Raw genomic sequence first — 21,815 nt, forward strand, 5'->3', positions numbered from 1 at the left:
TCCCGCGCCGACAATTTAAGGGAGGGGCGCGGGCCGCGAGGCCTGCGCCCCTCTGCACGACAAGAGGACGATATGACCCGTACGCCCGCCCGCCCGTTCCGCTCGCGCGAATGGTTCGCCGCGCCCGGCCGCAGCGACATGGCGGCGCTCTATCTCGAGCGCTTCATGAACTATGGCATCACCCCGGACGAGCTTCGCGGCGGCAAGCCAATCATCGGGATCGCGCAATCGGGCAGCGACATCGCGCCGTGCAACCGCATCCACCTCGAGACGGTCAAGCGGGCACGGGAAGGCATCTTGGCGGCGGGCGGCGTGCCGATGGAGTTTCCGCTGCATCCGATCTTCGAGAATTGCCGCCGGCCGACCGCGGCGCTCGATCGCAATCTCGCTTATCTGGGGCTGGTCGAGATCCTCAATGGCTATCCGATCGACGCGGTGATCCTGACCACCGGATGCGACAAGACCACGCCGAGCTCGCTGATGGCGGCCTCCACTGTCGACATTCCGGCGATCGTCCTCTCGGGCGGGCCGATGCTCGACGGGTGGCACGAGGGCGAGCTGGTCGGATCGGGCACGGTCATCTGGCGCTCTCGTCGGAAGATGGCGGCGGGGGAGATCGACGAGGAGGAGTTCCTCCAGCGCGCGATGGAGAGCGCGCCGTCCTCCGGGCATTGCAACACGATGGGCACCGCATCGACGATGAACTCGATCGCCGAGGGACTGGGCATGTCGCTGCCGGGCTGCGCGATGATCCCGGCGCCGTATCGCGAGCGCGGGCAGATGGCGTATGAGACCGGCAAGCGCATCGTCGAGATGGCCTATGAGGATCTGCGGCCCTCGAAGATTCTGAGCCGCGAGAGCTTCCTCAACGCGATCAAGCTGCTGACCGCGATCGGCGGATCGACCAACGCCCAGCCGCATCTCGTGGCGATGGCGCGGCATGCGGGGATCGAGATCACGCCGGACGACTGGCGCTCGGGCTATGACCTGCCGCTGATCGTCAACATGCAGCCGGCAGGCAAATATCTGTCCGAGCGCTTCCACCGTGCCGGGGGCATTCCCGCGGTGATCGCCGAGATGCTGGCGGCGGACGCGCTGGACGGCAATGTGATGACCTGCACCGGCAGGACGCTGGCCGAGAATGTCGCGGGCGCGCCCACGAAGGACCGCGACGTGATCCTGCCCTGGAATGCGCCGCTGATGGAGAAGGCCGGCTTCCTCGTGCTCACCGGCAATCTGTTCGACATGGCGATCATGAAGACCAGCGTGATCTCGGACGATTTCCGGGAGCGCTATCTCTCGCGGCCGGGGCATGAGGGCGTGTTCGAGGGGCGGGCAATCGTGTTCGACGGATCGGACGATTATCACCACCGGATCAACGATCCCGCGCTGGAGATCGATGCAAACTGCATCCTCGTGATCCGCGGCGCCGGCGTGCTCGGCTGGCCGGGATCGGCCGAAGTGGTCAACATGCAGCCGCCCGATCATATCATCCAGCAAGGCATCATGAGCCTGCCGACCCTGGGCGACGGGCGGCAATCGGGGACGTCGGACAGCCCGTCGATCCTCAATGCCTCACCCGAGAGCGCGGCGGGGGGCGGGCTTTCGTGGCTGCGGACCGGGGACATCATCCGCATCGACCTCAATGCGGGCACCGCCGACGCGCTGGTCGAGCCCGACGAGATCGCGTGGCGCAAGGCCGAGCCGGCACCGCCGATCCCCGAGAGCAACACGCCATGGGAGGAATTGTACCGCGAGAAGGTGGGGCAATTGGGCGAGGGCGGGGTGCTCGATTTCGCGCTGAAGTACCGTCGGACCAGCGAGAAGGTGCCGCGGCACAACCACTGAGTCGCGGCTGCGTGGAGGATTGCGAAGCTTAACTTCGCACTTTGCCTGCGGTTTGTGAAATTCCGTGGCGTGGTCGCGTACGTTTGTTGCGTGTGCGGGAGCGGCTTTCTCAACGGTTCAAAGAGCGGGGCGACGCGTTGCACGCCAAATCCTACTTTGGAAGCGCGATCCGGAATGTCCGACGGCCCTGGATCGGCTAGACACGGAGCATGACGCATCCGCTTAATCGCCCGGCATGGACATCGCTGCGAACCCGTCAAGGGGCGCTGGCACGGGGCGAGGGCGCCGCGCTGCGGTACGACTCCGAATATGCCATCTTCGCCGCGACTGCCGATCATGAACCGGCCTCGCTGGCGGCGCTGGGTGTGCTGATCTCTGCCACCGGCCCGGCGATCGTGCTGCAGAAGGACGCGCTGCCGCCGGTGCCGGGGACGCGCGTCGAGAAGCATCGGATGGGCGTGCAGATGGTGGCGGAAACGCTGTCCGGCGCCGGCGAGATCGACTTCGTCGAGCTGGGTGACGCCGACGCCGCCGAGATGCTGGCGCTCGCGACGCTGACCGAGCCGGGCCCGTTCTTCGCGCGGACGCATCGGTTGGGCGACTTCATCGGCATTCGCGACCAGGGGCGGCTGGTGGCGATGGCGGGCGAGCGGATGAAGCCCGACGGGTTCACCGAGGTCAGCGGCGTCTGCACGCATCCGGACTGGCGCGGGCGCGGCTATGCCGGCCGGCTGATGCGCGTGGTGGCGGCGCGGATCCTCGCGCGCGGCGAGGCGCCGTTCCTCCATGCCTATGCCGATAATCGCGGGGCGATCGCCTTGTACGAGAGCCTGGGCTTCCGGGTGCGGTGCGAGGTGAACGTGACCGTGCTGGAGCCGGCCGGCTCGTAAGGGGGGATGGACCGAGCGCTGGAGCATACCGAGCGCTGGAGCATACTGACATTCAATCTAGAACTCCTTCTCCCCTTGATAGGGGAGAGGATAGCGAAGCTTGGCAGCTTGCTGCCTAGCGCAGCTTGGTGAGGGGTAGAGCGGAGCGAAGCTCCGCGCGGCTGCTGCGCAGCCGCACCCCCTCACCCAGCTCCGACTAAGGCTTTGCTTCGCAAAACCTAAGCGCGCGGGGCGCGATCCGACCTCACACTCCCCTTGCAGGGGGCGAGGGAAGTATGGCTGAAGTCGATACAGCCCAGCGACCCACAGCCCGCTTTCCGCTCGCTGAAGCGCGCCATCCATTGGGCCTGTGCGTTCGCAGTTCATTTCGGCTACGGCGCTGTTTCCGATCCGCCAACGGAGTGACCGCGAATTGATGCTCAAAGCTCTTTGCCTGGCTGTCACGGCGGCAAGCCTGCAGGCTGCTTCGTCGGAGACGCGCATCGATCCAAGGCTGCAAGCCGTTCTGGTCGAACGCGATCATGACGAGCATCCGGACCTCAAGGGCGTGGTGGTCCTGCGGGACGGCAGGGTCGTTGCGGAGCGCTATTATAATGGTGAGACCGCGGACTCGCTCCATGATATTCGGTCCGCGGGAAAGAGCGTCACGTCGCTCCTGGTTGGAATTGCGGTGGATCGCGGCGCGATCAAGAGCTTGACCGATCCGGTCTCCAGCTATTGGCCGGAGGCCAGACATAGTGCGATCGGCGGCGTGCCGCTCGGCGACGTTCTGACGATGCGATCGGGGCTGGCGGCGGATGACGACGATCCCGCCTCGCCCGGCAACGAGGACAAGATGGACGCGGCGGCCGATCCCTCGTCCTTCTTGCTGGCGGTGCCTGCCGCCGGTCCTCCGGGCGCCGTCTATCGGTACAATTCGGTCACTGCTTATGCGGCCGGCATCGTCGTGGCGAAGGCGACGGAGCAGCGGATGGCCGACTTCGCGCGGTCGGCCCTGTTCGGCCCCCTCGGTATCACCAAGTGGGAATGGTCGTCGGACGCGGCCGGATACACAAAGGGGCAGGGCAATCTTTCGATCACGGCGCGCGGGCTCGCGACGATCGGAGAGATGGTCCGCAACAAGGGCCGTTATCGCGGGCGCCAGATCGTCAGCGCAGCCTGGTTGCGCACGGCGCTCGCGCCAAAGGTGCGCATATCGGCCAGTGACCCCTATGCCGATGGCTATGGCTATTTCTGGTACGCGAAGGTCCAGTCCGTCGGAGGGCGACAGATTCCGGTCTCGTTCGCGTCGGGCAATGGCGGCAACAAGATCTATGTCGTTCCGAGCCGCCATCTCGTGGTGGCGATAACCTCCAGCGCTTATGGCCGCGGTTACGGCCAGCGCCGATCGGAAAGCATCCTGAAGGCGATACTTTCCGCGGATAGCGGCGTTCAGTAAGCGGCCGCGCAGTGAAAGTCAGCGGCACATAGGAGAGGACAGATGCCGCGGAAGGATTTCGACCCCGCAACGATTGAGGCAGACGGGCGGCCTGCATCGAAGGCCAGGCTCTTCGATCCGGCGCAGGAGGCTCCGTGGAGAGGCTCTCTCGAGGGGATCGCGCTGGGCGGGCCGACGACGGTGCTTACTTACGGTACCGATGAAATCGGTGTGGGGCCGCGCCTTCATGTGCACCCCTATGACGAGACCTTCATCATCATCGAAGGCCATGCGCGATTTTTCGTCGGCGATACGACGCTGGATGCAAGCGCGGGAGAAGTGGTTCTTGGCCCCGCAGGCGTGCCGCACAAATTTCAGAATCTGGGGCCTGGCCGCCTCCAGACGATCGACATTCACCACTCCCCGAGATGGATCCAGACGGATCTGGAATAGGATGCGCAGCGCCTCTTGCCTGGGCCGCGCTCACTCCTCGTCGCCGGCCATCAGGTCCATGAAGTTGCGGGCGGCTTCGCGATCGGCCTCGTCCTTGAACGCCACGTCGAGATCGGGAGCGCTGCCGAGGATGTGGAGCAATGCCCAGAGCGCGAAACGGCGGTTGCGGTCCTTTTCGAGCCCGAGATCGACGCGGATGCGATCGGTGCCGGCGGCGAGCGCATCGGGGCTGAGCGTGGCGGGGTCGGCGGTGCCGAAATAGCGGCGGAGCTGATCGTCGAAGTCCATGATTGCGTGCCTAGGCAAAAGTGGCGGCGAGGCAAGTCCAATGCGTCTCCCGGCCTCCCTCAATAATGCGCCAATACAGGAACGATTTGAGAAAGATGTGCTTGCGGGGGTACCGGGACCTGAATATCCTCCCTCAAGTATTTGGGGGGGAAGAGAAATGCAGTTAGGGGGCGGTTTTGTGCTGTTCGCGCTCGGTGCGCTCGCTGCGACACCGGCGCTAGCATCGGACAAGCAGGATTTCGAGACGTGCGACGGCCGCGTCCATCCGGGCAAGCAGAGTGACGGAATGCGCGGAGAGGCGAGCGAGAGCGCTTACTCCTTTGGCTTGTCGAGCAGCCGGCTGCCCGCGGTGGTGATCGGCGCGTGCACCCGGGCACTCGCCAGCCCGAGGCTGTTGCCCACCCAGACGCTGCGGCGGGTGCATCTGCTGCGGGCGCGGGCGGCGGCGCAGCTGGAAAGCGGCGATGCGGCCAAGGCACTTGCCGATCTCGACCTGGCGCAGGCGGCCGCCGGCGGTCTGGCCGCGGATCGCTTCTATCGTCGCAGCATGGGAGTCTCGCTCGATCTGCTGCGTGCGTTGGCGCTGGCCAACTCCGGCGACATGGCGGGGGCGCTGCCGCTTGCGCAGGCGGCGAGCGCGGCGCGTCCCTATTCGGTCGACGTCCAGCGCGTCGCGGCGACGGTGCTGCAGGCGGGTCGCCCGATCGGAACTCCCTCGCCCTCGCCGTGGAGCGCGGGCGCTCGGCTGACGCCACAGGCGGCGACGCTCGCATTGGTCAAGGAAGCCGAGATCGGCAATTTCGCCGGAGTGGTGGCGCTGTACCCGGGCATCAAGATCGATTGGCCGAGCGCGCCGCTAGCGCCCATGAGCTTCGCGATGCGCGATGTCGGCTCGCAGGGACTGGTCGTCGGCGCAATGGTGTCGCTGCACGTCGCTTATGCCCGTGCGGCGACGGGGGATGTCGCGGGTGCGCGCCGCGACCTGGCCGATCTGCGCAGCCGCGTGGCGGCAGCGCGTCCGGCGCCGACGCCGCAGGCCACGAGCACTTTCAGCTTCGGCGGGATGACGTGGGAGGCGCTCGATCGCTTTCTCGACGTGCGGGGCCGTCAGGTGGAGGCGCGCATCGCGGTGGCCGAGGCGCGGGTTCCCGATGCGATCGCGGCGCTCGTCGCGGCGCCGATGCCGCACGACGCCGCCACGATCGAGCTGCTGGGCGCACTCAAGGCGGCGGTGCCGGCGAAGGACGCCGGGCTGGTGCCCGATGTGGCGAGCTTTTCGAAGGAGCTGGCGGACGATCGGCAGAAAGCGTTGAAAGCAGTGGTTTCCGATGCGCTGCTGGCACCCGAGACGCCGCGCGCAGTGGTCGATTATGAACGCGCGCGGCCCAATATCCTCGGCGCGTTGGTCGGCGGTGCGCTAAGCCTCGGGACCAGCCTGCTCGGCGGGATCGATCGCACCGACGGATTCCGCACCAAGGTGAATCCGGACGGCACCACCAAGGTGGAATTCATCGGCAACACCCCGTCGTCGGCGCTGGTGCAGGAAATGACGTTGCTGCGGGCCGCCGAGGTGGCGCGCGCGGCGGGCAAGCCGGGCTTCGTGATCGTCGAGCGTTCGGACTATACGCGGCGGCTGACGACGTCGCGCGGGGGGATGCCGATCAGCAGCGTCGCGCAGGGCTTCAAGACCGAGCTGACGATCCGTCCGGTCGACGCCGGGATCGAGCCGGAGCGGGCGCTGGACGCGATTGCGATCATCGATGCGCTGGGGCCGCTTTACTACGAGGAAAAGCAGAAGAAGACTTGAGGCGCGGATAGGGTCGTGTTGTTTGTCCGGGTCGTGAGCCTTGGTCGGTTGGAATGTAGCGAAGGGCTTGCAAAAGCGAGGGAAATGGCCTCAAATCCCTCTCGCCGCATGAAGAAAAACGCGCTTTCCTGGCATGTTTCTCTCTCCTGCCCGGCAGGCAAGCGTCTTGGCTTGAAGATAAATAGCTTGACTTCAAGATAAATATCTTATCTTGGAGGCATCTATCTTTGCGCCGAGATTCTCGACGTCGAGAGGATTGTCTTGATGGCGAGATAGCATGGCCGAAACCGATCCCGTGGACCAGTTGATCACCTTGTGGTCGGTGGCGATGCCCGAGGTGGATACGCGCGGACTTTCGGTGCTCGGGCGGGCGCGCCGCATCACCCTCGGGGCGCGTCAGGCGATCGAGCCCCCGCTCGCGAAGCACGGGATCGACGGAGGCGGCTATGACGTGCTCGCGGCACTGCGCGCCGCGGCGCCGCCGCATCGGCTGCGGCCGACCGAGCTTTATCGCGCGCTCGGCATCTCCTCCGGCGGCCTGACCTCGCGGCTCAACAAGCTCGAGGCGGCACGACTGATCCATCGTCCCGCCGCAAGTGACGATAAAAGAAGCGTTTTCGTTGAGCTTTCGGCGAAGGGCAGGGGGTTGGTCGAGCAGGCGTTTCGCGAGGAGATGGCGCTCCAGGCGCGGCTGCTATCGGGCCTCGCCGACAAGGAACAATGGGTGCTTTCCACCCTGCTCAAGAAGCTCGAGGCGACGATGGGGCAGGGGCGGACCGTCGCCTGAACATCGGCTTATTGCAAATTGCTCGCAGTTTTATTGCGAATCCTGCGCAATAAACGGCGTCAGACGCCTTCGCGGATCAGGAATGCCTTCTGGCCGGGGACGCTGACCTCGAAACGGAACAGGTCGCCGGAATGCGGTTCCTTCGCCAGATCGCCGGGGGCGATATGCTTGTTGGCGGTGGTGGCGAAGACGGTCTTGAGGTCGGGGCCGCCGAACGCGATCTTGGTGATCGCGCTGACCGGGAACGCGACCGTCTCGATCAGCTCGCCGGCGGGCGAATAGCGGCGCACGCCCCAGCCCTTGTAGAGGCCGATCCAGACGCAGCCTTCGCTGTCGACGGTGGGGCCGTCCGGAAAGCCCTCCTCATTGGGGATGCGGGCGAACTCGCGGCGGTTCACCAGCATGCCGGAATCGTCGACATCGCAGGCGAAGATCACGCCGCCAAGGGTGTCGACATGGTAGAGAATCTTGCCGTCGGGCGAGACCGCGGGGCCGTTGGTGATCGAGACGTGCGGGCTGGCCTTCACGCAGCTGCCGTCGCTGCCGAGGCGATAGATCGCGCCGGTGATGTCACCCTCGCCATCGTCCATGCTGCCGAACCAGAGCCGGCCCTGGGGATCGACCGTGGCGTCGTTGAGGCGATTGGTCGGCAAATCAGGTTCGGGCGCGCAGATATGGGTGAAGCTGCCGTCGCGCTCGTCGAATTTGCTGAGGCCGGTCTGGAGGCCGGCGACGAAGCCGCCGCCCCCCACCGGCAGGATGAAGCCGACCTGGCCGGGCGCGTCCCAGCTGCGGGTGGCGCCGTTCGCCGGATCGTAGCGGTGGATCTTGTGGCTCTTGATGTCGACGAACCAGAGCGCCTGGTCGCGCTCGACCCAGACCGGGCCTTCGCCGAGCGGCGCCCCGAGCTGCCAGATGCTGACCGGCTCGGAAATCGCCACCTTGCTCATCTCATCGCCACCCTGCGTCCACGAAATATTCGTGGCCCGTTACCAGCCGCGCATCGTCCGACGCAAGGAACAACGCCATCGCGGCGATATCGTCGGGAACGAGACGGCCCTTGAGGCACTGCGCCTTGACGATCTCGGCCTCGCCTTCGGGCGTGTACCATTGCATCTGGCGCACCGTCTTGACGTTGCCGGGGACGATGCAGACCGAACGGATATTGTCGGGCCCGAGCTCGCGGGCGAAGCTGCGGGTGAGACCTTCGATGCCGGCCTTGCAGGTCTGGTAGAGCGTGAGTTCCTCGAGCGCGAGATGCCACGAGATCGAGCCGAGATTGACGATCACGCCGCCACCCTGCGCCTTCATGCCCGGGATCACCGACTGGGCGACGAAGAAGAGGTGGCGGAGATTCACTGCGATGCGGTTGTCCCAATATTCGGGGGTGACCTGCTCGATCGTGTGGCGATCGTCGTTGGCGGCGTTGTTGATGAGGATGTCGAAGGCGCCATGCTCGTCGACCAGCGCGGCGATCGCGGCCTGGACCGCGGCGATGTCGGTCAGGTCGCAGCGCTTGAAGACGGGAGCGATGTCGGCGCCCTTCAGGCTCTCGACCAGAGTGGCCGAATCCTCCTCGGCGATGTCGAAGAAGGTGACTTGCGCGCCCTGGCGCACAAAGCCCTCGACCATGCCCGCGCCGATTCCCGAGCCACCGCCGGTGATCAGCACGCGCTTGCCCTTGAGGCTGGGATAAATGGCCCGCTGATCGCGCGCGAGCGGCAGATGCTTGGGATCAGCTTCGGACATGGACGGTACAGGTTCCTGTGGGCGCGCGGCGCGCGTGCGGATGAATGTTGTAACGATAAAAGATGAATTCGCTAATGAAAGCGATTTTCACGCGAGCAGGCCGCGCGCAGCAAGATTGCGCATCAGATCGCGGATGCCGAACTCCCAGGGCGCGGCCGCCTTGGACGTAGTGACGCGGTTGACGAGGGCGCCGAGCTTCGGCGTGGCGATACGGACCACGTCGCCTTCCTTGTGCGTGAAGCCACGGCCCGGGTGGTCGCGGTCCTGCACCGGCGCGAACAAGGTGCCGAGGAAAAGGGCGAAGCCGTCGGGATATTGATGCTCGCTCAGCGCCTGGCGGACGAGATCGGTCGGATCGCGGCTGATCTCGCTCATCTTGTTGGTGCCGCTGAGCTGGTAGCCCTCGGGGCCGTCGATCGTGAGGTCGACCACGGCCGAGCGGACATCGTTCATGCTGAAATGATCGTCGAAGAGGCGGATGAAGGGGCCGAGTGCGGTCGAGGCGTTGTTGTCCTTGGCCTTGCCGAGGAGAAGGGCGCTGCGGCCCTCGAAATCGCGCAGATTGACGTCGTTGCCGAGCGTCGCGCCGCGGGGCGTGCCCTTGCTGTCGACGATCAGCACGACTTCGGGTTCGGGATTGTTCCAGTCGCTATCCGAGCGGATGCCGATATCGTCGCCCCAGCCGACCGCGGAGAGGACGGGGGCCTTGGTGAACACCTCGGCATCGGGGCCGATCGCCACTTCGAGATATTGCGACCACATGCCGGCGTCGATCAACGCGGCCTTGAGGCTGGCGGCCTCGGCGCTGCCGGGGACGACCGAGCGGATGCCGGAGCCGACCTTCGCCTCGAGATCGCCGCGGATCTCCGATGCCTTGTCGGCGTCGCCGCGGGCGCGTTCCTCGATCACGCGCTCGATCGCCGAGAGTGCGAAGGTGACGCCGCAAGCCTTGATGCACTGAAGGTCGATGGGGGCGAGAAGGCGCGGGCCGTTCGCAGTGCCGAGTGCCTCGACACCGCAGATGCGGGGACCGGTGACGATGGCGAGATCTTCGCGCTCGAGCAGATCGGCGACAGTCGCGGCGGTGGCGGAGACATCGTGGACGATGCCATCGCGAATCAGCACGGGAGTGGGGCCTGCATCCAGCAGGACACGCCCGATCAGGATAGCCTGCGCGTGATCGGCAGGCAGCAATTCAACCGTAGACGCTTCCAACATCCCTCGCCTTAGAAGGTTCTATTTTGATAGCGCTACCATTGGGTGGCGCAGGCGGCGCTGTCAAGTCGGCGGGCCGCTATCATAGGCAGGAATCAGATAAATCGTACGCCGGCTCCGGCGATCGACTGTGTAGATGCTAATGATAGCGACTCGCAATAACTTTGTCGCTATTGCTGGCGTCGAATCGAGGGAGGAAGCGATGAAGCGATTGCTGTTGGCCGCGTTGCTGTTCGGTGCGTGCGGTGCCGCCGAGGCGCACGAAGTGTGGATCGAGCGCGACGGCAAGGGGCCGGTGCGCATCTATCTGGGCGAGCCCGGCGACGTGCTGCCCGAGGGCGGCGATCCCGAGTTCGTCAAGCTGAAGGCGCCCAAGCTGGTATCGGCGCCCGATGCGGCGTTGGTGCGTAAAGCGGGCTATCTCGAGGCGGAGGCGCCGGCGGGCGATGTCCGTGCCTGGGACGACAATGTCTTCGCGCCCTGGGATGCCGAGGGGAAGAAGGAAGGCGTGGTCTATTACGCCCGCGCCGGCCGCAGCGATCCGCGAGCGGTTCTTCCGTTCGAGATCGTGCCGGCAGCGGCCCATGCCAACCGCTTCGTGGTGATCCGCGACGGCAAGCCGGTGGCGGGTGCCAAGGTGGTGGTGGTTACCCCCGACAAATGGTCGAAGACGCTGATTGCCGACGCGGGCGGCGCAGTCGAGATCCCGGTCCGCGAAAAGGGACGCTATCTGCTTTCCGCCACGCAGAAGGAAGGCGCGGCCACGCTACCCGGCGGCGCAGTGGACGCAGTGCATCGCATCACGACGACTACCTTCGTGGCGGGCTGAGGTTGCCGAGCACCGAATAAACGGCGGGGCGCAACTCACGGCTTTTTCTGTCACCCCGGCCTTGTGCCGGGGTCCACCGGGCCGCTGGAGAGCAGCAAGAGGCTCTTGAAATTCGCTCGCCGCACCGTGGACCCCGGCACAAGGCCGGGGTGACGTGTAGCTAGCCTTCGCGATTCCCGCGCCACGCTTCGATCGCTTCGATCACCCTCGCGCGGACCTCCTCGGGCGTGCCGAGCGCGTCGACCACGACGTGGCGATCCGGGTCGCGCGCCGCCTGATCGAGATAGGATCGGCGGATGCGCTGGTGGAAATCGAGATCGAGCGTCTCGAACCGCCCTTCGTCGATCGTCCCGGCGCTGAGGCGCTTCCTGCTCCGCGCGAGTCCGATCGCCGGATCCAGGTCGAGGACCAGGACGAGATCGGGCCAGACGTCGCCGACCGCCTCCTTGTGGAGCAAGCGGATATAGTCCTCCGACATGCCCCGGCCGGCGCCCTGATAGGCGATGGTCGATCCGACATAGCGGTCCGACACCACCGAGATGCCGCGCTCCAGCGTCGGCAGGACGACCCGCCGGACATGCTCGACGCGCGCGGCGGTCATCAGCAGCAGTTCGGAGTGCTGGTCCCAGGCGTCGTCGGTTCCGGAGAGGAGGAGCGATCGGAGCTTTTCGCCCTGCGGCGTGCCGCCGGGCTCGCGCGTCGCGATGGCGGGCGAGCCGGCTTGGTTCAGATGCGCGACGATATGGCCGACCATCCCGGATTTGCCGCAACCGTCGACCCCCTCGACCGCGTAGAACGAAGCAGCTTTGCCCATCCGCCACGCCTTAGCATGGCGGCGCGCGATGTCACGGGCGGGAGGTGGTCAGGGGAAGATCGCGCCGACCAGGGCCGCGAGTCGATCGGGCGCGCAATCGTCGAGCGCGATCTCCATCTCGGGATTGCTGCTATAACCCATCATCCGCCCGTCGCGATCGGAGCCGACGGCCAGCAGCCGCCAGCCGCCTTCCTCGCGCAGCGCGGCGAGGCCGCCGGGAGCGGGGAAGCGATCGGGATCGACGATCACCACCGCCTGGCCCGGAAGCCCGCCTCCCAGAGTGGCGCGGCAGACCTTGAGGCCGAAGGCGTGCGGCCCGGCGGCGTGCGGTGCCTCGGCCTTTTCAGTAGTGGGGGTATCGGCGATGAGGCCCTGGGGCAGCGGCGCGCCGAAGACCGGCACGAGGCGGACCGACATGGTGCCGGACGCAACCTGGACCGGCGCGACGCTGGGCATCGGGGCTTCGTCCGGCATCTTCAGCGCGGCGGCGATATCGGCGATCCGCGCCCGGCTCCGTTCGTGCCGGGCGGCGGCGCTGGCGATGGCGCCGATCGAACCGTCCAGCGCGCCGGTTTCATGCAGCGCGGCAATGTGCGCGCGCAATTCGGTCTCATTAGGTACGTCGAAGAGCCGGAACAGCGCATCGCGCGTGGCGGGGTTCCAGCGATTGAAGGTCTTTTGCGCGTTCTCGACGCGCGACAGATTGACCGGGGGCAGGCCGTAATCGCGCTCGACCGCCGCGATGGTGAGCGCGGGATCGCCGGAGCGGCGCGCGCGCAGCCCCGCGGCGAGCAGGACGGCGAAGCGTTCCTCCTCCAGATCCGCGGGCGGGCCGTCGATGAAGGGCTGCGCCCAGATCGCGATGTCGAAATCGGGGGCGTCCATATCGAGCAGCAGGTCGGCGGGCCCGATCCGAAGCGCCGCGGCGATGCGGCGGAGCTCGTCGACGCGCGGCACGACTTCGCCGCGCTCGATCTTCGACAGACGGATATAGGGGATTTCGGGAATCACGGTCGCGAGGCGAAGCAGCTTGGCGTGACCGGCGGCGCGGCGTTGCTCGCGCATGCGATTGGGGAAGACGAAGCAGCGATAAAGATCCACGGGCACTTCACGGGATGACGTATCGACGCCCCCGATCTGCTTTCCGCTGCCTTCGACCGCCTTCATGTGATCCACCCACAGTATGTTTTTTACTTTGGCGGAGCACTCTGAAGCTTATTTAGGATAATGCAAGGTTAACACCCCATCCTGAATAGAATGCGCGTCCTTATGCTTGCACATGTGTGTCGCTTTAGTGGAGCGAACGTTCCGGACGCTGCGCCAGAAGCGAGCAGGGACCCATGGGATCGAGTGCGACGATCGCCAGCAACGGCGCTTCCGCGGTCGCCTGGCGGAGCAGCCAGCCCGAGGCCGTAGGAGCCGGGTGATCGGGGGCGAAGGCGACGCCGACGCCGTCGGTGATCACGCCATAGCCCGAGGGCGGGGCGGGCCAGCGGCCGGCGAGATATTCGAGCATCTCGGCGGCGGCTTCCTGCAGCGCGCCCTCCTCTGTGTCCTCGGGGCAGAAGGCCTCGGGCGTGGCATTGATCTGGGCGACCACGCCGAAATCCGTCGACCGCCACCAGATCAGCCGCAGCGCGCCGGCGGCGTCGATCTCGAGACCCATGAACAGGCCGGCGCCTTCGGGAAGCAGCGGCAGCGCGCGGCGCGCCACTTCGCGGGCGAGCGCGGTCAGGCGGCGATTGGGGCGGGGCATCATCGCCCAGCCCTGGACACCTTTGGATTCCATCTCGCCGTACATCGGACCCCTCCCAACTCTACCTGCATTATAGGAAGATTACGGATGTGTGGGTTGTCGGATGCAATTAGTGCAGCACTGCGTTCGACGGGATCGCAGCAAGCGCGAGGGCGATCGCTTCGACACGCTCGACGCTCTCGGCCGGCGCGGCGAGGGCTACGCCCAGTTCGGCCGGCTGGATGGCGCGGACGCTGGCGAGGCGGTTGTGCGGCTGATCGGCATCGGGGAGCAGCGAGGCTGCGACCGGGGCCGGCTGGCGCCGCTTGGTCGGCGCCGCACGGCCATATTCGGCCATCAATGCGAAGCGCGGATCGGCGGAAGCGATCTCGGCGATCGTCTTGGCGGCGCGCTTGGTGATCTGGCGGACGCGTTCCTTGGTGACGCCGGTCTCGAGCGACAGATCGTCGAGCGTCGAAGCCTGGAACACGCGGCGCTCGACGATCTCGCGGTCGCGGGCCAGCTTGGCTTCGAGCTTCTCGAGCTCGGCGGGATCGATGCCGTGGGTGGCGGTGCGGAAGCGCGGGCCCTCGCGGCGCAGCGCGGCCTCTTCCCGCTTCGGGCGGGGACGGCGGCGGAGCGCTTCGATGCCCACCTTGCGCAGATGATCGACATAGGCGTCGACCAGCGAGGCGATCGCGCCGTCGGCGAGATAATCCGAAGCGGCGGCTTCGGTGCGGGCCAGGGCGTCCTCGTCCTCGATCAGCGTCTCGGGCGACATTTCCTCGCCATCGGCGCCCACTGCGAGGGCGTTGAGCGACACCGTGGTCGCCTCGACCTTCTTCGCCGAGGGGCGCTGGTCGGTCATCAGGCGGAAGCGCAGGCTCTGGAGCTCGCCGCGGATCTGCCAGTTCACGAAGGTGGTGAACTGCGCCTTGGCGGGGTCGTATGCCTCGATGGCGCGGTGCACGGCGATCGCGCAGCACTGCTCGGCATCGTCCCAATGGGCGACCAGGCCGTACTGGCGGATGAAGTGGCGGATGCGCGGGGCGATCAGCTTGAGGATCTGGGCGAAGGCACGATCGACATAGACGCGCTGGCGGTTGGTACGGTTGCCGTCAGCCGGCGTGTTTTCGATGACGGTGGCGACGGCTGCTTCGAGCGCGATCGTGATCTTCGACATTTGCGTTCCCCTGTTTCGTTGGGCGCCGTGAGGCCGCCGGTTCGACAGGGACAGAGATGCCGGTAATCCTTTAACGGATGGAAACTGATCCTATATGTATAAATACGCAGTCGGGATGCCCCGGAGCCTCGCAAGAAGCCTCGGAAATCCGCGCGTCACAGTGGTTTACAGCAAGTTTACCGCCTCGTGTGGGCAGCGATCCCGTCAACTATTTATAGGACAGTTTTTAGGATGCGAAGGCGTCGGGGCGAATTCTGCGGTCGATGAATCCCAGCAGCCACTGACGGTGCGCCTGCGTGGCGTCGCCGGTGCTGGCGATGCGTTGCGCCGCCGCCGACGAGCCGATCTGGGCGGAGAGCAGCATGCGCGCCCGCCCGGAATCGATGCCGCCGCTCAGGAACTTCCTGGCGTCGCCGAGGCCGAGATGGTGTCCCAGATAGGCGGCCTTGGCGAGCGTCTCGGCATCGGTGCGGACGCGGACGCCGCCCTTTTCGAGCCGGTCGAGATTGCATTTGGCGAGATCGGCGACGCCGAGGATCGAGGCCTGCGGATCGTAGCGCAGCGCGAGCAGTTCGGCGCGATTGCCGGTCTGGAGGCGGCCGCGCCCGTCGAGCCAGCCGCGCTCGGCGGCATATTTATTGAGCCAGGTGCCCTCGGTCTGCGCCAGGTCCTGCCAGGTGCCGCTGAGGAACTGGCCGAGGCCCGCGGCGCTCGAGCGCGGATTGCGCGAATGGGTGTTCCAGCTGCCGTCGCTGGTCTTGGCCGCCTCGGCATCGACGATCGCGGCAAGCGCGGAGGCCGGAATGCCGGTGCGCGCTTCGGCCTGGGCGAAGGTGGCGGCGTAGCGCGCATTCGGCCCGAGCTTGAGATCGCCGCTCGCCATGGTGCCGGTGGCACCCGACATAAGGTTCGGGGGCGTGTAGGTGCGCGGTTCGTCGGGATCGATCGTGCCCGCGCCGGTAGTGCCGACGCGCGGGGCGAGCTTCGCGTCGTTCGCGCTGTCGGCGGTCGGCTGGTGGCAGCTGCACGCGCAATGGCAGGCGCAATGCCCCTGCGTACCGGTCAAGCCTTCGCTGCCACCGCCGAGCAGGCCGAGCAGCGAATCCATCTTGATGTTGTTGGGCGAGAAGGGCGAGGTGTCGCGATTGTCCTTGCCCTCGCCGTCGCCGAGCGCGGCGCGCCATAAGCGGCTCGAGAGCTGCGACTGCGCTTCGGCATAGATGACCTGCGCGCGCTTTTGTGGGCTGAGCGCGGCGAGCTGGGTGGCGTTGATCATGCCGAACGCTTCTTCACGATGGCGCGGGCGCGCAGGAAGCGCGCGGCGGCGATGTCGTCGCTGGCGCTCTGCTCGCCGAGCGCGATCGTGCGCTCGGCTTCGTCCTGATAGCGTTCGGCGGCGCCTTCGATCGCGCGCATCGTGCCATAGGCTTCGACTGCCTGTGCGCGGAGACGCCCGAGCCGGGCCTGGGCGAGATAGGCGGCCTCATCGAGCCGGGCGCGTTCGGCCTTCATCCGTGCCGTCCAGGCGTCGCTGGCGATCGGCAGCGAAGTCGCCAGCGCGCGTTCCTGGAGCATCCGGGCATCGTGCGTGCGTGCCTGGGTCTCGAGCGTGGTGATGCGCTCGACCTCGACGCTGATCGACACCTTCATGGTATCGACTTCGCGGCGCTGGACGCGGAGCGCGGTGTCGAACGGCGTCATGCGGCGACTCCGAGCGGCTCGTCCGCGAGCGCCTCGCCGCCGATGATCGCGGCAAGCGTGGCGAAGTCCGCGTCGGAATTGCCCCGCTCGTGCTTGCCCTGATTGATCAGCGCCTCGATCTGCGGCGCGAGCGCGACGGCATCGTCGACCTCTTCGGACGAGCCGGCCTTGTACGCGCCGAGCCGGACCATCTCTTCCATGTCGGCATAGGTCGACAGCAGCTTGCGGGCCGCGAGGCGCGTGTCGTTCTGCGCGTCGTTCATGCAATGGGGAAGGGTACGCGACACCGATTTGAGCACGTCGATCGCGGGATAGCGGCCGCGCTCGGCGATCGCGCGGCGCATCACGACGTGACCGTCGAGGATGCCGCGCACCGCGTCGGCGACGGGTTCGTTGTGATCGTCGCCGTCGACGAGGACGGTGAAGAGGCCGGTGATCATGCCCTTGCCGGGCTCGCCGGGGCCGGCGCGCTCGAGCAGGCGCGGCAATTCGGCGAAAACCGTGGGGGTATAGCCCTTGGTCGCGGGGGGCTCGCCCGAGGCGAGGCCGATCTCGCGCTGCGCCATCGCGAAGCGCGTGACCGAATCCATCAGGCAAAGGACGTTGAGGCCCTGATCGCGGAAATGCTCGGCGACGGCGAGCGTGGTCCACGCGGCCTGGCGGCGCATCAGCGCGGGCTCGTCCGAAGTGGCGACGACGACGACCGAACGGGCCATGCCCTCGGGACCGAGATCGTCCTCGATGAATTCCTGAACTTCGCGGCCGCGCTCGCCGATCAATCCGATCACCGCGACGTCGCACTGCGTCCAGCGCGCGAGCATCGAGAGCAGCACCGACTTGCCGACGCCCGAGCCGGCGAACAGGCCGAGGCGCTGGCCGACGCAGAGCGGCACGAACAGATCGAGGGTGCGGACTCCGGTTTCGATACGCGCGCCGACACGGGCGCGGCTGGCCGCGGCGGGCGGCGCGGACTTGATCGGTTGCGGATCGGCGCCGTTGGGAAGCGCGCCGAGGCCGTCGACCGGGCGGCCGAGACCGTCGATCATGCGGCCGAGCCATGCCGAAGACGGGCGGATGCTGAATTGTCCGGCGGCGAGCTCGGCGCGCGAGCCGAGGCCCACGCCTTGCGGATCGACGAAGGGAAGGCAGAGCGCGACGTTGCGATCGAGCGCAGTCACTTCGGCTTCGACCTTGCCGTTGGCGCCTTGAATCTCCACCCGGCTGCCGATCTGTGCGACGCCGGTCAGCCCCTCGACTTCGATCAGCGCGCCGCGAACCGCGACGACGCTGCCGAAGCGGCGATCGGGCACCATGGTGCGGATCGCGCGGGCTGCGCTGGCCAGAGTCTGCACCGGTCGCGTTCCTTACGCGGCCTGGGCTTCAATGGCGACGGCCTCGAAGCCGATCAGCTCGCGCGCGGCGGTGAGGGCCTTGTAGTAATCGCCGGTCGCCATGTCGTGCGCGAAGGCGAGGCAGGCGGCGCGCGCCTCCGGCGAAGGCAGAGAGGCGACGAGGCCGCCGATCAGGCCGATGACGTTGTCCTGGTGCTGGGCGCGATTGGCCGGATCGATATAAGCGAGCATCGCCGCGAAATAGAGCTGGCGTGCCGGGGTGGTGGCCTCTTCGGGCTGCATGACTTCGCGGCCGCGCAGGATCGACACCTGGTTCTCGACTGCGATCTGGGTGCGGCCGACGGCGCGGAGCACGGCGCCGTTGACGATCGCCTTCTCGCCGTCGCGAAGCGTGATGCGGAGCATGGGAACAACCTTTCGTGTGCGTTTGTCTCCATTATAGGACGGGTGCGTCGGACAGGGCGGCGCACCCGGCAATTTTTGCCGAGTGGGCGGCGATGCGGGTGCCCGTCAGGGCATGGGGCCTATCCATAGCGCATGGCGGGAAATGGCGGTTGGCCGCCGTTGATCCTCCCCGTGCCGGGGAGGATAAAGCGAAAGCTGCCGCTTTCTCCCTCTCCCAAGGAAGAGGGAGGGGCACACTTAGCGGACGCGTTTGAAGTGGAAGTTGCGTACGAACGGCGCGCCTGTGTTGTCGACGTTGGTGGCGGATTCGGTCATCTCCCTGCCATCGGCGGAAATGGCATAGACGCGCACGGACCCAAGAACCTTGTTCTTGGACAGGCTCATGACGAGCACATTGGGCACCGGAGCGTTCACGGCGACGCTGTCGGCTTCACTCGTATCGCCTTCGCCTGGGACCGCCTTGCCATCGCGCCGATACTGGGCTGCCATGTGCCTGACGCTGTCGTCCGGCGCGGTGATGTCGACCTCCGTCCGCCACTGGCCCGCTCCGACGTCTTTGAAGGTGAAGGTCACCCGCTTCGGGGGCGGGCCATAGGTGTCGGGCATCCGCGTCAGGTCCAGCTGCCATTCACCGAGGAAGGGCGACTGCTCGGCCACCGGCTGAGACGGAGAGCCTGGCTGCGCAATCGCAGGTCCGCCGGCGACAAGGGCTGCAGCGGCGGCAGCCAGGAACAATGTTCTGAAGGAATGCGCGTACGGCATGTGACGTCTCCTTGTTTCGAGAAATGACTGGGGCCATCATTTTCCGGCGATATTTCGCGTCGCGTCGCGTCGCGGCACCGCTGGCAAGCGCACGGCCTCGATCTTCGGGACGGTGCTCCCGAAGTTCCGGCAAATTAGAGAGTCGGAACCGCTATCCGGGGTGTTCCGTCCCGGCCGCAGGCGAGAGGTGGGCGTGCCACCGCGCTACCTTCCACACGGTGGCCAATTCGATGACCAGCACGGCGCCCTGCAGCAGCGCCTGGGTGCCGTTGAGAAAGAGCACACCCATGAAGAGGACGAGCGTCGCCGCGGCCGCCAGCGTGAGCGTTGCGAGACGCGTGACGCCGGCCCAATCGCGCTCCAGCATCACCCAGGCGAGGCGAAGATGCCCGAGTCCGATCAATAGCTGAAGAAGCGCGAGCGAAGGAATGGCAGCCTGATAGACGCTGCGCAGAACGGGTTCATGCGCGCCGCCTTCCAGCAGTGCGCCGGAAAGCCCGTTCCCGCCCGGATAAAGATAGGGTAGCCCGAGTAGCGCGCATCCAATCTGAAGGGCGGCCATCGGGATCATCAGGCCGAGCACCAGCGCGTAGTTCGTGAGGGCGAAGCGGCCTTCCTCCCGCGTCAGCATCTCGCGCCACGCCGCCGCCAGGCAGCCCATCGCGAACAGCAGCGGCTTCCCTTCCGCCACCGCGGTCTCGAACTCCACTTGCATCGCAAGCGCCCATTCCCGGCGGCTCTCGCCCAGGCAGCATACTGCCAAGGCCATCACCGCGCGCGACACTGCCGCCGTCATGCGAGTGATCCTCTGAGTGGAAGATTCTCACGATCGCCTGGCATCTGCAGCGCGAGTGCAAAGCCGGCCGCAGTCAGGCGATAGGCGTGGCGGGCAGGTCGGCCGGGCTGCGCCGGTTCGCGCCACTCGGCTTCGACGAGCCCCTGATCGGTCATCCGCATCAGCAACGGGTAGAGCGTTCCCGACGAGAGGCCGGTCTCCTTCATGAGATCATATCCATGCCGCCATTGCTGGCGTTGCGCGGACAGCGAATCGAGGAGGACGCGCATCTGCTTCGAGGGTTGCCGTTTCCGAGCCATTACTGAATGCAACATATGTAGATTTAAGAGTCAACGGGGATTCGGGCGCGCCGCGCAACGATAGCGGTCATTCGCGTCGGTCGCGCATTTTCCCCCCGCCCGGCGCCCGCCCCGCTGATTTCATCCTAGAATGCTCCTGTGGCCTGCGCGATCGATCCGCGGGCGTCGTCAGGAGTGATACATTGAGCCTTTATTCCGCTCTCTATGCCGGCGTGTCCGGCCTCAGCGCGCAAGCGAGCGCAATGGCGACCGTCGCCGACAACATCACCAACATCAACACCGTCGGCTACAAGGGCGTCGAAGCCCAGTTCCGCACCATGGTCACCGACGGCCGTGCCAAGAGCAACTATTCGGCGGGCGGCGTCGCCGCGGCGCCGATCTCGATGGTTTCGAAGCAGGGCCTGCTCCAGGCCTCAGGCAGCAGCACCGATCTCGCGATCGACGGCGGCGGCTTCTTCGTGACTCGCGCCTCGTCGGATTCGACCGGCGACGTCGCTTATACCCGCGCCGGTGCGTTCCGCCCCGACGAGGAAGGCTATCTGCGCAACCCCGCGGGCCTCTACCTCTATGGCTGGCGCCTCGACGCATCGGGCGACTACACCAATACCGGTAGCGTCGAAGCGCTCGAGCCGGTGCGTGTGAGCGACCTGATCGGCACCGCTTCGCCGACCACGCGCATCCAGGCGCGCATGAACCTGCAGTCCACCACCCCGAACTATGCGGGGGCCTATACCGCCGGTGACCTGGCGTCGGGCGCGGTCACCCCGCAGTTCACGCGCTCGTTCGACGTGTCGGATTCGCAGGGCGGATCGCACCGCGTGACGATGGGCTTCATCAAGACGGGTGCGAACACCTGGCAGAGCGAAGTCTATTCGAGCCCGGCCAGCGACGTCACCGCCGCGGGCGGCGTGCTCGCCAGCGGGACGATCAAGTTCAACGGCGACGGCAGCCTCGATCGCGCGGGTTCGACCGCGGCCTTGTTCAATCCGCTCGGCGTGACCTGGACCAACAATGCCGGCTCGGTTCCGATCACGCTGGCGCTCGGCAGCGACGACGGTATCGACGGCATCACCCAGTTCGGCACCGAGAGCTCGCTGATCTCGTCGAACGTCGACGGTGGCATGCTCGGCAATCTCTCCTCGGTCGAGATCAGCAAGGAGGGCGTGGTCAACGCGATCTTCTCCGATGGCTCGACGCGTAAGGTGTTCCAGCTGCCGATAGCCACCTTCCAGAACCCGGATGGCCTCACTCGCCTCTCGGGCAACGCCTACACTCTCAGCCGCGCCTCGGGCGGCATGACGCTCAACGCTCCGGGCCAGCTCGGCGCGGGCGGGATCGCTTCCAACTCGCTGGAGGCTTCGACCGTCGATCTGGCGGGCGAGTTCACCAACATGATCCGCTTCCAGCGGGCCTATAGCGCTTCGTCGAAGATCATCACCACGGTCGACGACATGCTGCGCGAAGTGAGCGACCTGAAGCGCTGAT

23 protein-coding genes are annotated in these 21,815 nt (G+C 66.5%); 8 read left to right on the forward strand and 15 right to left on the reverse strand.

Annotation, left to right across the window (positions count from 1 at the left end):
- Window positions 1–72: 72 nt before the first annotated feature.
- The 4 genes from ASE13_RS16385 (at window position 73) to ASE13_RS16400 (ending at window position 4,608) form a co-directional block, all read left to right on the forward strand.
- The gene (locus tag ASE13_RS16385; protein ID WP_056618524.1) at window positions 73–1,848 is read left to right on the forward strand and encodes an IlvD/Edd family dehydratase; all 1,776 of its coding nucleotides are present in this window, start codon (window positions 73–75) and stop codon (window positions 1,846–1,848) included.
- Window positions 1,849–2,057: 209 nt separating this feature from the next.
- Window positions 2,058–2,738, forward strand: coding sequence for a GNAT family N-acetyltransferase (locus tag ASE13_RS16390; RefSeq protein WP_056618527.1), 681 nt, complete (start codon window positions 2,058–2,060; stop codon window positions 2,736–2,738).
- Between the two features lie 415 nt (window positions 2,739–3,153).
- Window positions 3,154–4,176 (forward strand): serine hydrolase domain-containing protein, encoded by a 1,023-nt coding sequence (locus ASE13_RS16395; protein WP_056619006.1) that lies wholly within the window; start codon window positions 3,154–3,156, stop codon window positions 4,174–4,176.
- Between the two features lie 42 nt (window positions 4,177–4,218).
- Window positions 4,219–4,608 carry a cupin domain-containing protein gene (locus ASE13_RS16400; protein WP_056618529.1) on the forward strand — a complete coding sequence of 130 codons (390 nt, stop codon included), beginning with the start codon at window positions 4,219–4,221 and terminating at the stop codon, window positions 4,606–4,608.
- A 30-nt stretch (window positions 4,609–4,638) separates the two neighbouring features.
- On the opposite strand, the gene ASE13_RS16405 is transcribed toward ASE13_RS16400, so the two are convergent.
- Window positions 4,639–4,896 (reverse strand): hypothetical protein, encoded by a 258-nt coding sequence (locus ASE13_RS16405; RefSeq protein ID WP_056618532.1) that lies wholly within the window; start codon window positions 4,894–4,896, stop codon window positions 4,639–4,641.
- A gap of 178 nt (window positions 4,897–5,074) precedes the next feature.
- Here ASE13_RS16405 and ASE13_RS16410 point away from each other — a divergent pair, with 178 nt between their 5' ends.
- A complete protein-coding gene (locus ASE13_RS16410; RefSeq protein WP_056618535.1) occupies window positions 5,075–6,703 on the forward strand; it encodes a hypothetical protein in 1,629 nt (542 codons plus the stop codon).
- Between the two features lie 277 nt (window positions 6,704–6,980).
- Window positions 6,981–7,490: a MarR family winged helix-turn-helix transcriptional regulator gene (locus tag ASE13_RS16415; protein WP_056618537.1), complete on the forward strand. Its 510-nt coding sequence runs from the start codon at window positions 6,981–6,983 to the stop codon at window positions 7,488–7,490.
- A gap of 59 nt (window positions 7,491–7,549) precedes the next feature.
- On the opposite strand, the gene ASE13_RS16420 is transcribed toward ASE13_RS16415, so the two are convergent.
- The 3 genes from ASE13_RS16420 to ASE13_RS16430 all read right to left on the reverse strand — a co-directional run bounded on the left by ASE13_RS16420 (window position 7,550) and on the right by ASE13_RS16430 (window position 10,457).
- Window positions 7,550–8,440 (reverse strand): SMP-30/gluconolactonase/LRE family protein, encoded by an 891-nt coding sequence (locus ASE13_RS16420; RefSeq protein WP_200955756.1) that lies wholly within the window; start codon window positions 8,438–8,440, stop codon window positions 7,550–7,552.
- 1 nt (window position 8,441) lies between these two features.
- Entirely contained in the window at window positions 8,442–9,239 is a 798-nt protein-coding gene (locus tag ASE13_RS16425; RefSeq protein WP_056618540.1) for an SDR family NAD(P)-dependent oxidoreductase, read from the reverse strand.
- Window positions 9,240–9,326: 87 nt separating this feature from the next.
- Window positions 9,327–10,457: a fumarylacetoacetate hydrolase family protein gene (locus ASE13_RS16430; RefSeq protein ID WP_056618543.1), complete on the reverse strand. Its 1,131-nt coding sequence runs from the start codon at window positions 10,455–10,457 to the stop codon at window positions 9,327–9,329.
- Between the two features lie 199 nt (window positions 10,458–10,656).
- Here ASE13_RS16430 and ASE13_RS16435 point away from each other — a divergent pair, with 199 nt between their 5' ends.
- Window positions 10,657–11,283: a DUF4198 domain-containing protein gene (locus ASE13_RS16435; RefSeq protein WP_156404947.1), complete on the forward strand. Its 627-nt coding sequence runs from the start codon at window positions 10,657–10,659 to the stop codon at window positions 11,281–11,283.
- Window positions 11,284–11,443: 160 nt separating this feature from the next.
- Here the strand turns inward: ASE13_RS16435 and tmk are convergent, their stop codons facing one another.
- The 11 genes from tmk to ASE13_RS16490 form a co-directional block, all read right to left on the reverse strand.
- Window positions 11,444–12,097, reverse strand: coding sequence for a dTMP kinase (gene tmk, locus ASE13_RS16440; protein ID WP_056618546.1), 654 nt, complete (start codon window positions 12,095–12,097; stop codon window positions 11,444–11,446).
- A gap of 48 nt (window positions 12,098–12,145) precedes the next feature.
- A complete protein-coding gene (locus ASE13_RS16445) occupies window positions 12,146–13,264 on the reverse strand; it encodes a helix-turn-helix domain-containing protein (protein ID WP_056618549.1) in 1,119 nt (372 codons plus the stop codon).
- 124 nt (window positions 13,265–13,388) lie between these two features.
- Window positions 13,389–13,898: a hypothetical protein gene (locus ASE13_RS16450; RefSeq protein ID WP_056618552.1), complete on the reverse strand. Its 510-nt coding sequence runs from the start codon at window positions 13,896–13,898 to the stop codon at window positions 13,389–13,391.
- A 64-nt stretch (window positions 13,899–13,962) separates the two neighbouring features.
- A complete protein-coding gene (locus tag ASE13_RS16455) occupies window positions 13,963–15,015 on the reverse strand; it encodes a sigma factor-like helix-turn-helix DNA-binding protein (RefSeq protein ID WP_056618555.1) in 1,053 nt (350 codons plus the stop codon).
- A gap of 226 nt (window positions 15,016–15,241) precedes the next feature.
- Complete coding sequence (locus ASE13_RS16460; RefSeq protein ID WP_056618558.1) at window positions 15,242–16,291, reverse strand: hypothetical protein; 1,050 nt, start codon at window positions 16,289–16,291, stop codon at window positions 15,242–15,244.
- Window positions 16,288–16,716 (reverse strand): hypothetical protein, encoded by a 429-nt coding sequence (locus tag ASE13_RS16465; RefSeq protein WP_056618561.1) that lies wholly within the window; start codon window positions 16,714–16,716, stop codon window positions 16,288–16,290. The genes ASE13_RS16460 and ASE13_RS16465 overlap by 4 nt, the downstream gene beginning before the upstream one ends.
- A complete protein-coding gene (gene fliI / locus ASE13_RS16470) occupies window positions 16,713–18,068 on the reverse strand; it encodes a flagellar protein export ATPase FliI (protein ID WP_056618564.1) in 1,356 nt (451 codons plus the stop codon). The genes ASE13_RS16465 and fliI overlap by 4 nt, the downstream gene beginning before the upstream one ends.
- A 12-nt stretch (window positions 18,069–18,080) precedes the next feature.
- Entirely contained in the window at window positions 18,081–18,473 is a 393-nt protein-coding gene (locus tag ASE13_RS16475) for a flagellar biosynthesis repressor FlbT (protein ID WP_056618566.1), read from the reverse strand.
- 237 nt (window positions 18,474–18,710) lie between these two features.
- Entirely contained in the window at window positions 18,711–19,235 is a 525-nt protein-coding gene (locus ASE13_RS16480) for a hypothetical protein (protein ID WP_235537016.1), read from the reverse strand.
- Window positions 19,236–19,386: 151 nt separating this feature from the next.
- Window positions 19,387–20,031, reverse strand: a complete 645-nt coding sequence (locus tag ASE13_RS16485; protein WP_056618569.1) for a hypothetical protein — start codon at window positions 20,029–20,031, stop codon at window positions 19,387–19,389.
- Window positions 20,028–20,300, reverse strand: coding sequence for a PadR family transcriptional regulator (locus tag ASE13_RS16490; protein WP_056618572.1), 273 nt, complete (start codon window positions 20,298–20,300; stop codon window positions 20,028–20,030). The genes ASE13_RS16485 and ASE13_RS16490 overlap by 4 nt, the downstream gene beginning before the upstream one ends.
- A 212-nt stretch (window positions 20,301–20,512) precedes the next feature.
- Between ASE13_RS16490 and ASE13_RS16495 the strand changes: the two genes are divergently transcribed.
- Complete coding sequence (locus ASE13_RS16495) at window positions 20,513–21,814, forward strand: flagellar hook protein FlgE (RefSeq protein ID WP_082596946.1); 1,302 nt, start codon at window positions 20,513–20,515, stop codon at window positions 21,812–21,814.
- Window position 21,815: the final 1 nt, after the last annotated feature.

It is taken from the genome of Sphingomonas sp. Root241 (genome assembly GCF_001428865.1).
In the GTDB taxonomy this organism is placed as follows: domain Bacteria; phylum Pseudomonadota; class Alphaproteobacteria; order Sphingomonadales; family Sphingomonadaceae; genus Sphingomonas.

Excerpts from the sequence above, each read along its gene's own strand:
- ASE13_RS16385 (WP_056618524.1), top strand. The coding sequence starts at position 73 with ATGACCCGTACGCCCGCCCGCCCGTTCCGCTCGCGCGAATGGTTCGCC.
- ASE13_RS16390 (WP_056618527.1), top strand. The coding sequence starts at position 2,058 with ATGACGCATCCGCTTAATCGCCCGGCATGGACATCGCTGCGAACCCGT.
- ASE13_RS16395 (WP_056619006.1), top strand. The coding sequence starts at position 3,154 with ATGCTCAAAGCTCTTTGCCTGGCTGTCACGGCGGCAAGCCTGCAGGCT.
- ASE13_RS16400 (WP_056618529.1), top strand. The coding sequence starts at position 4,219 with ATGCCGCGGAAGGATTTCGACCCCGCAACGATTGAGGCAGACGGGCGG.
- ASE13_RS16405 (WP_056618532.1), bottom strand. The coding sequence starts at position 4,896 with ATGGACTTCGACGATCAGCTCCGCCGCTATTTCGGCACCGCCGACCCC.
- ASE13_RS16415 (WP_056618537.1), top strand. The coding sequence starts at position 6,981 with ATGGCCGAAACCGATCCCGTGGACCAGTTGATCACCTTGTGGTCGGTG.
- ASE13_RS16420 (WP_200955756.1), bottom strand. The coding sequence starts at position 8,440 with ATGAGCAAGGTGGCGATTTCCGAGCCGGTCAGCATCTGGCAGCTCGGG.
- ASE13_RS16425 (WP_056618540.1), bottom strand. The coding sequence starts at position 9,239 with ATGTCCGAAGCTGATCCCAAGCATCTGCCGCTCGCGCGCGATCAGCGG.
- ASE13_RS16430 (WP_056618543.1), bottom strand. The coding sequence starts at position 10,457 with ATGTTGGAAGCGTCTACGGTTGAATTGCTGCCTGCCGATCACGCGCAG.
- ASE13_RS16435 (WP_156404947.1), top strand. The coding sequence starts at position 10,657 with ATGAAGCGATTGCTGTTGGCCGCGTTGCTGTTCGGTGCGTGCGGTGCC.
- tmk (WP_056618546.1), bottom strand. The coding sequence starts at position 12,097 with ATGGGCAAAGCTGCTTCGTTCTACGCGGTCGAGGGGGTCGACGGTTGC.
- ASE13_RS16445 (WP_056618549.1), bottom strand. The coding sequence starts at position 13,264 with ATGAAGGCGGTCGAAGGCAGCGGAAAGCAGATCGGGGGCGTCGATACG.
- ASE13_RS16450 (WP_056618552.1), bottom strand. The coding sequence starts at position 13,898 with ATGTACGGCGAGATGGAATCCAAAGGTGTCCAGGGCTGGGCGATGATG.
- ASE13_RS16455 (WP_056618555.1), bottom strand. The coding sequence starts at position 15,015 with ATGTCGAAGATCACGATCGCGCTCGAAGCAGCCGTCGCCACCGTCATC.
- ASE13_RS16460 (WP_056618558.1), bottom strand. The coding sequence starts at position 16,291 with ATGATCAACGCCACCCAGCTCGCCGCGCTCAGCCCACAAAAGCGCGCG.
- ASE13_RS16465 (WP_056618561.1), bottom strand. The coding sequence starts at position 16,716 with ATGACGCCGTTCGACACCGCGCTCCGCGTCCAGCGCCGCGAAGTCGAT.
- ASE13_RS16475 (WP_056618566.1), bottom strand. The coding sequence starts at position 18,473 with ATGCTCCGCATCACGCTTCGCGACGGCGAGAAGGCGATCGTCAACGGC.
- ASE13_RS16480 (WP_235537016.1), bottom strand. The coding sequence starts at position 19,235 with ATGCCGTACGCGCATTCCTTCAGAACATTGTTCCTGGCTGCCGCCGCT.
- ASE13_RS16485 (WP_056618569.1), bottom strand. The coding sequence starts at position 20,031 with ATGACGGCGGCAGTGTCGCGCGCGGTGATGGCCTTGGCAGTATGCTGC.
- ASE13_RS16490 (WP_056618572.1), bottom strand. The coding sequence starts at position 20,300 with ATGCGCGTCCTCCTCGATTCGCTGTCCGCGCAACGCCAGCAATGGCGG.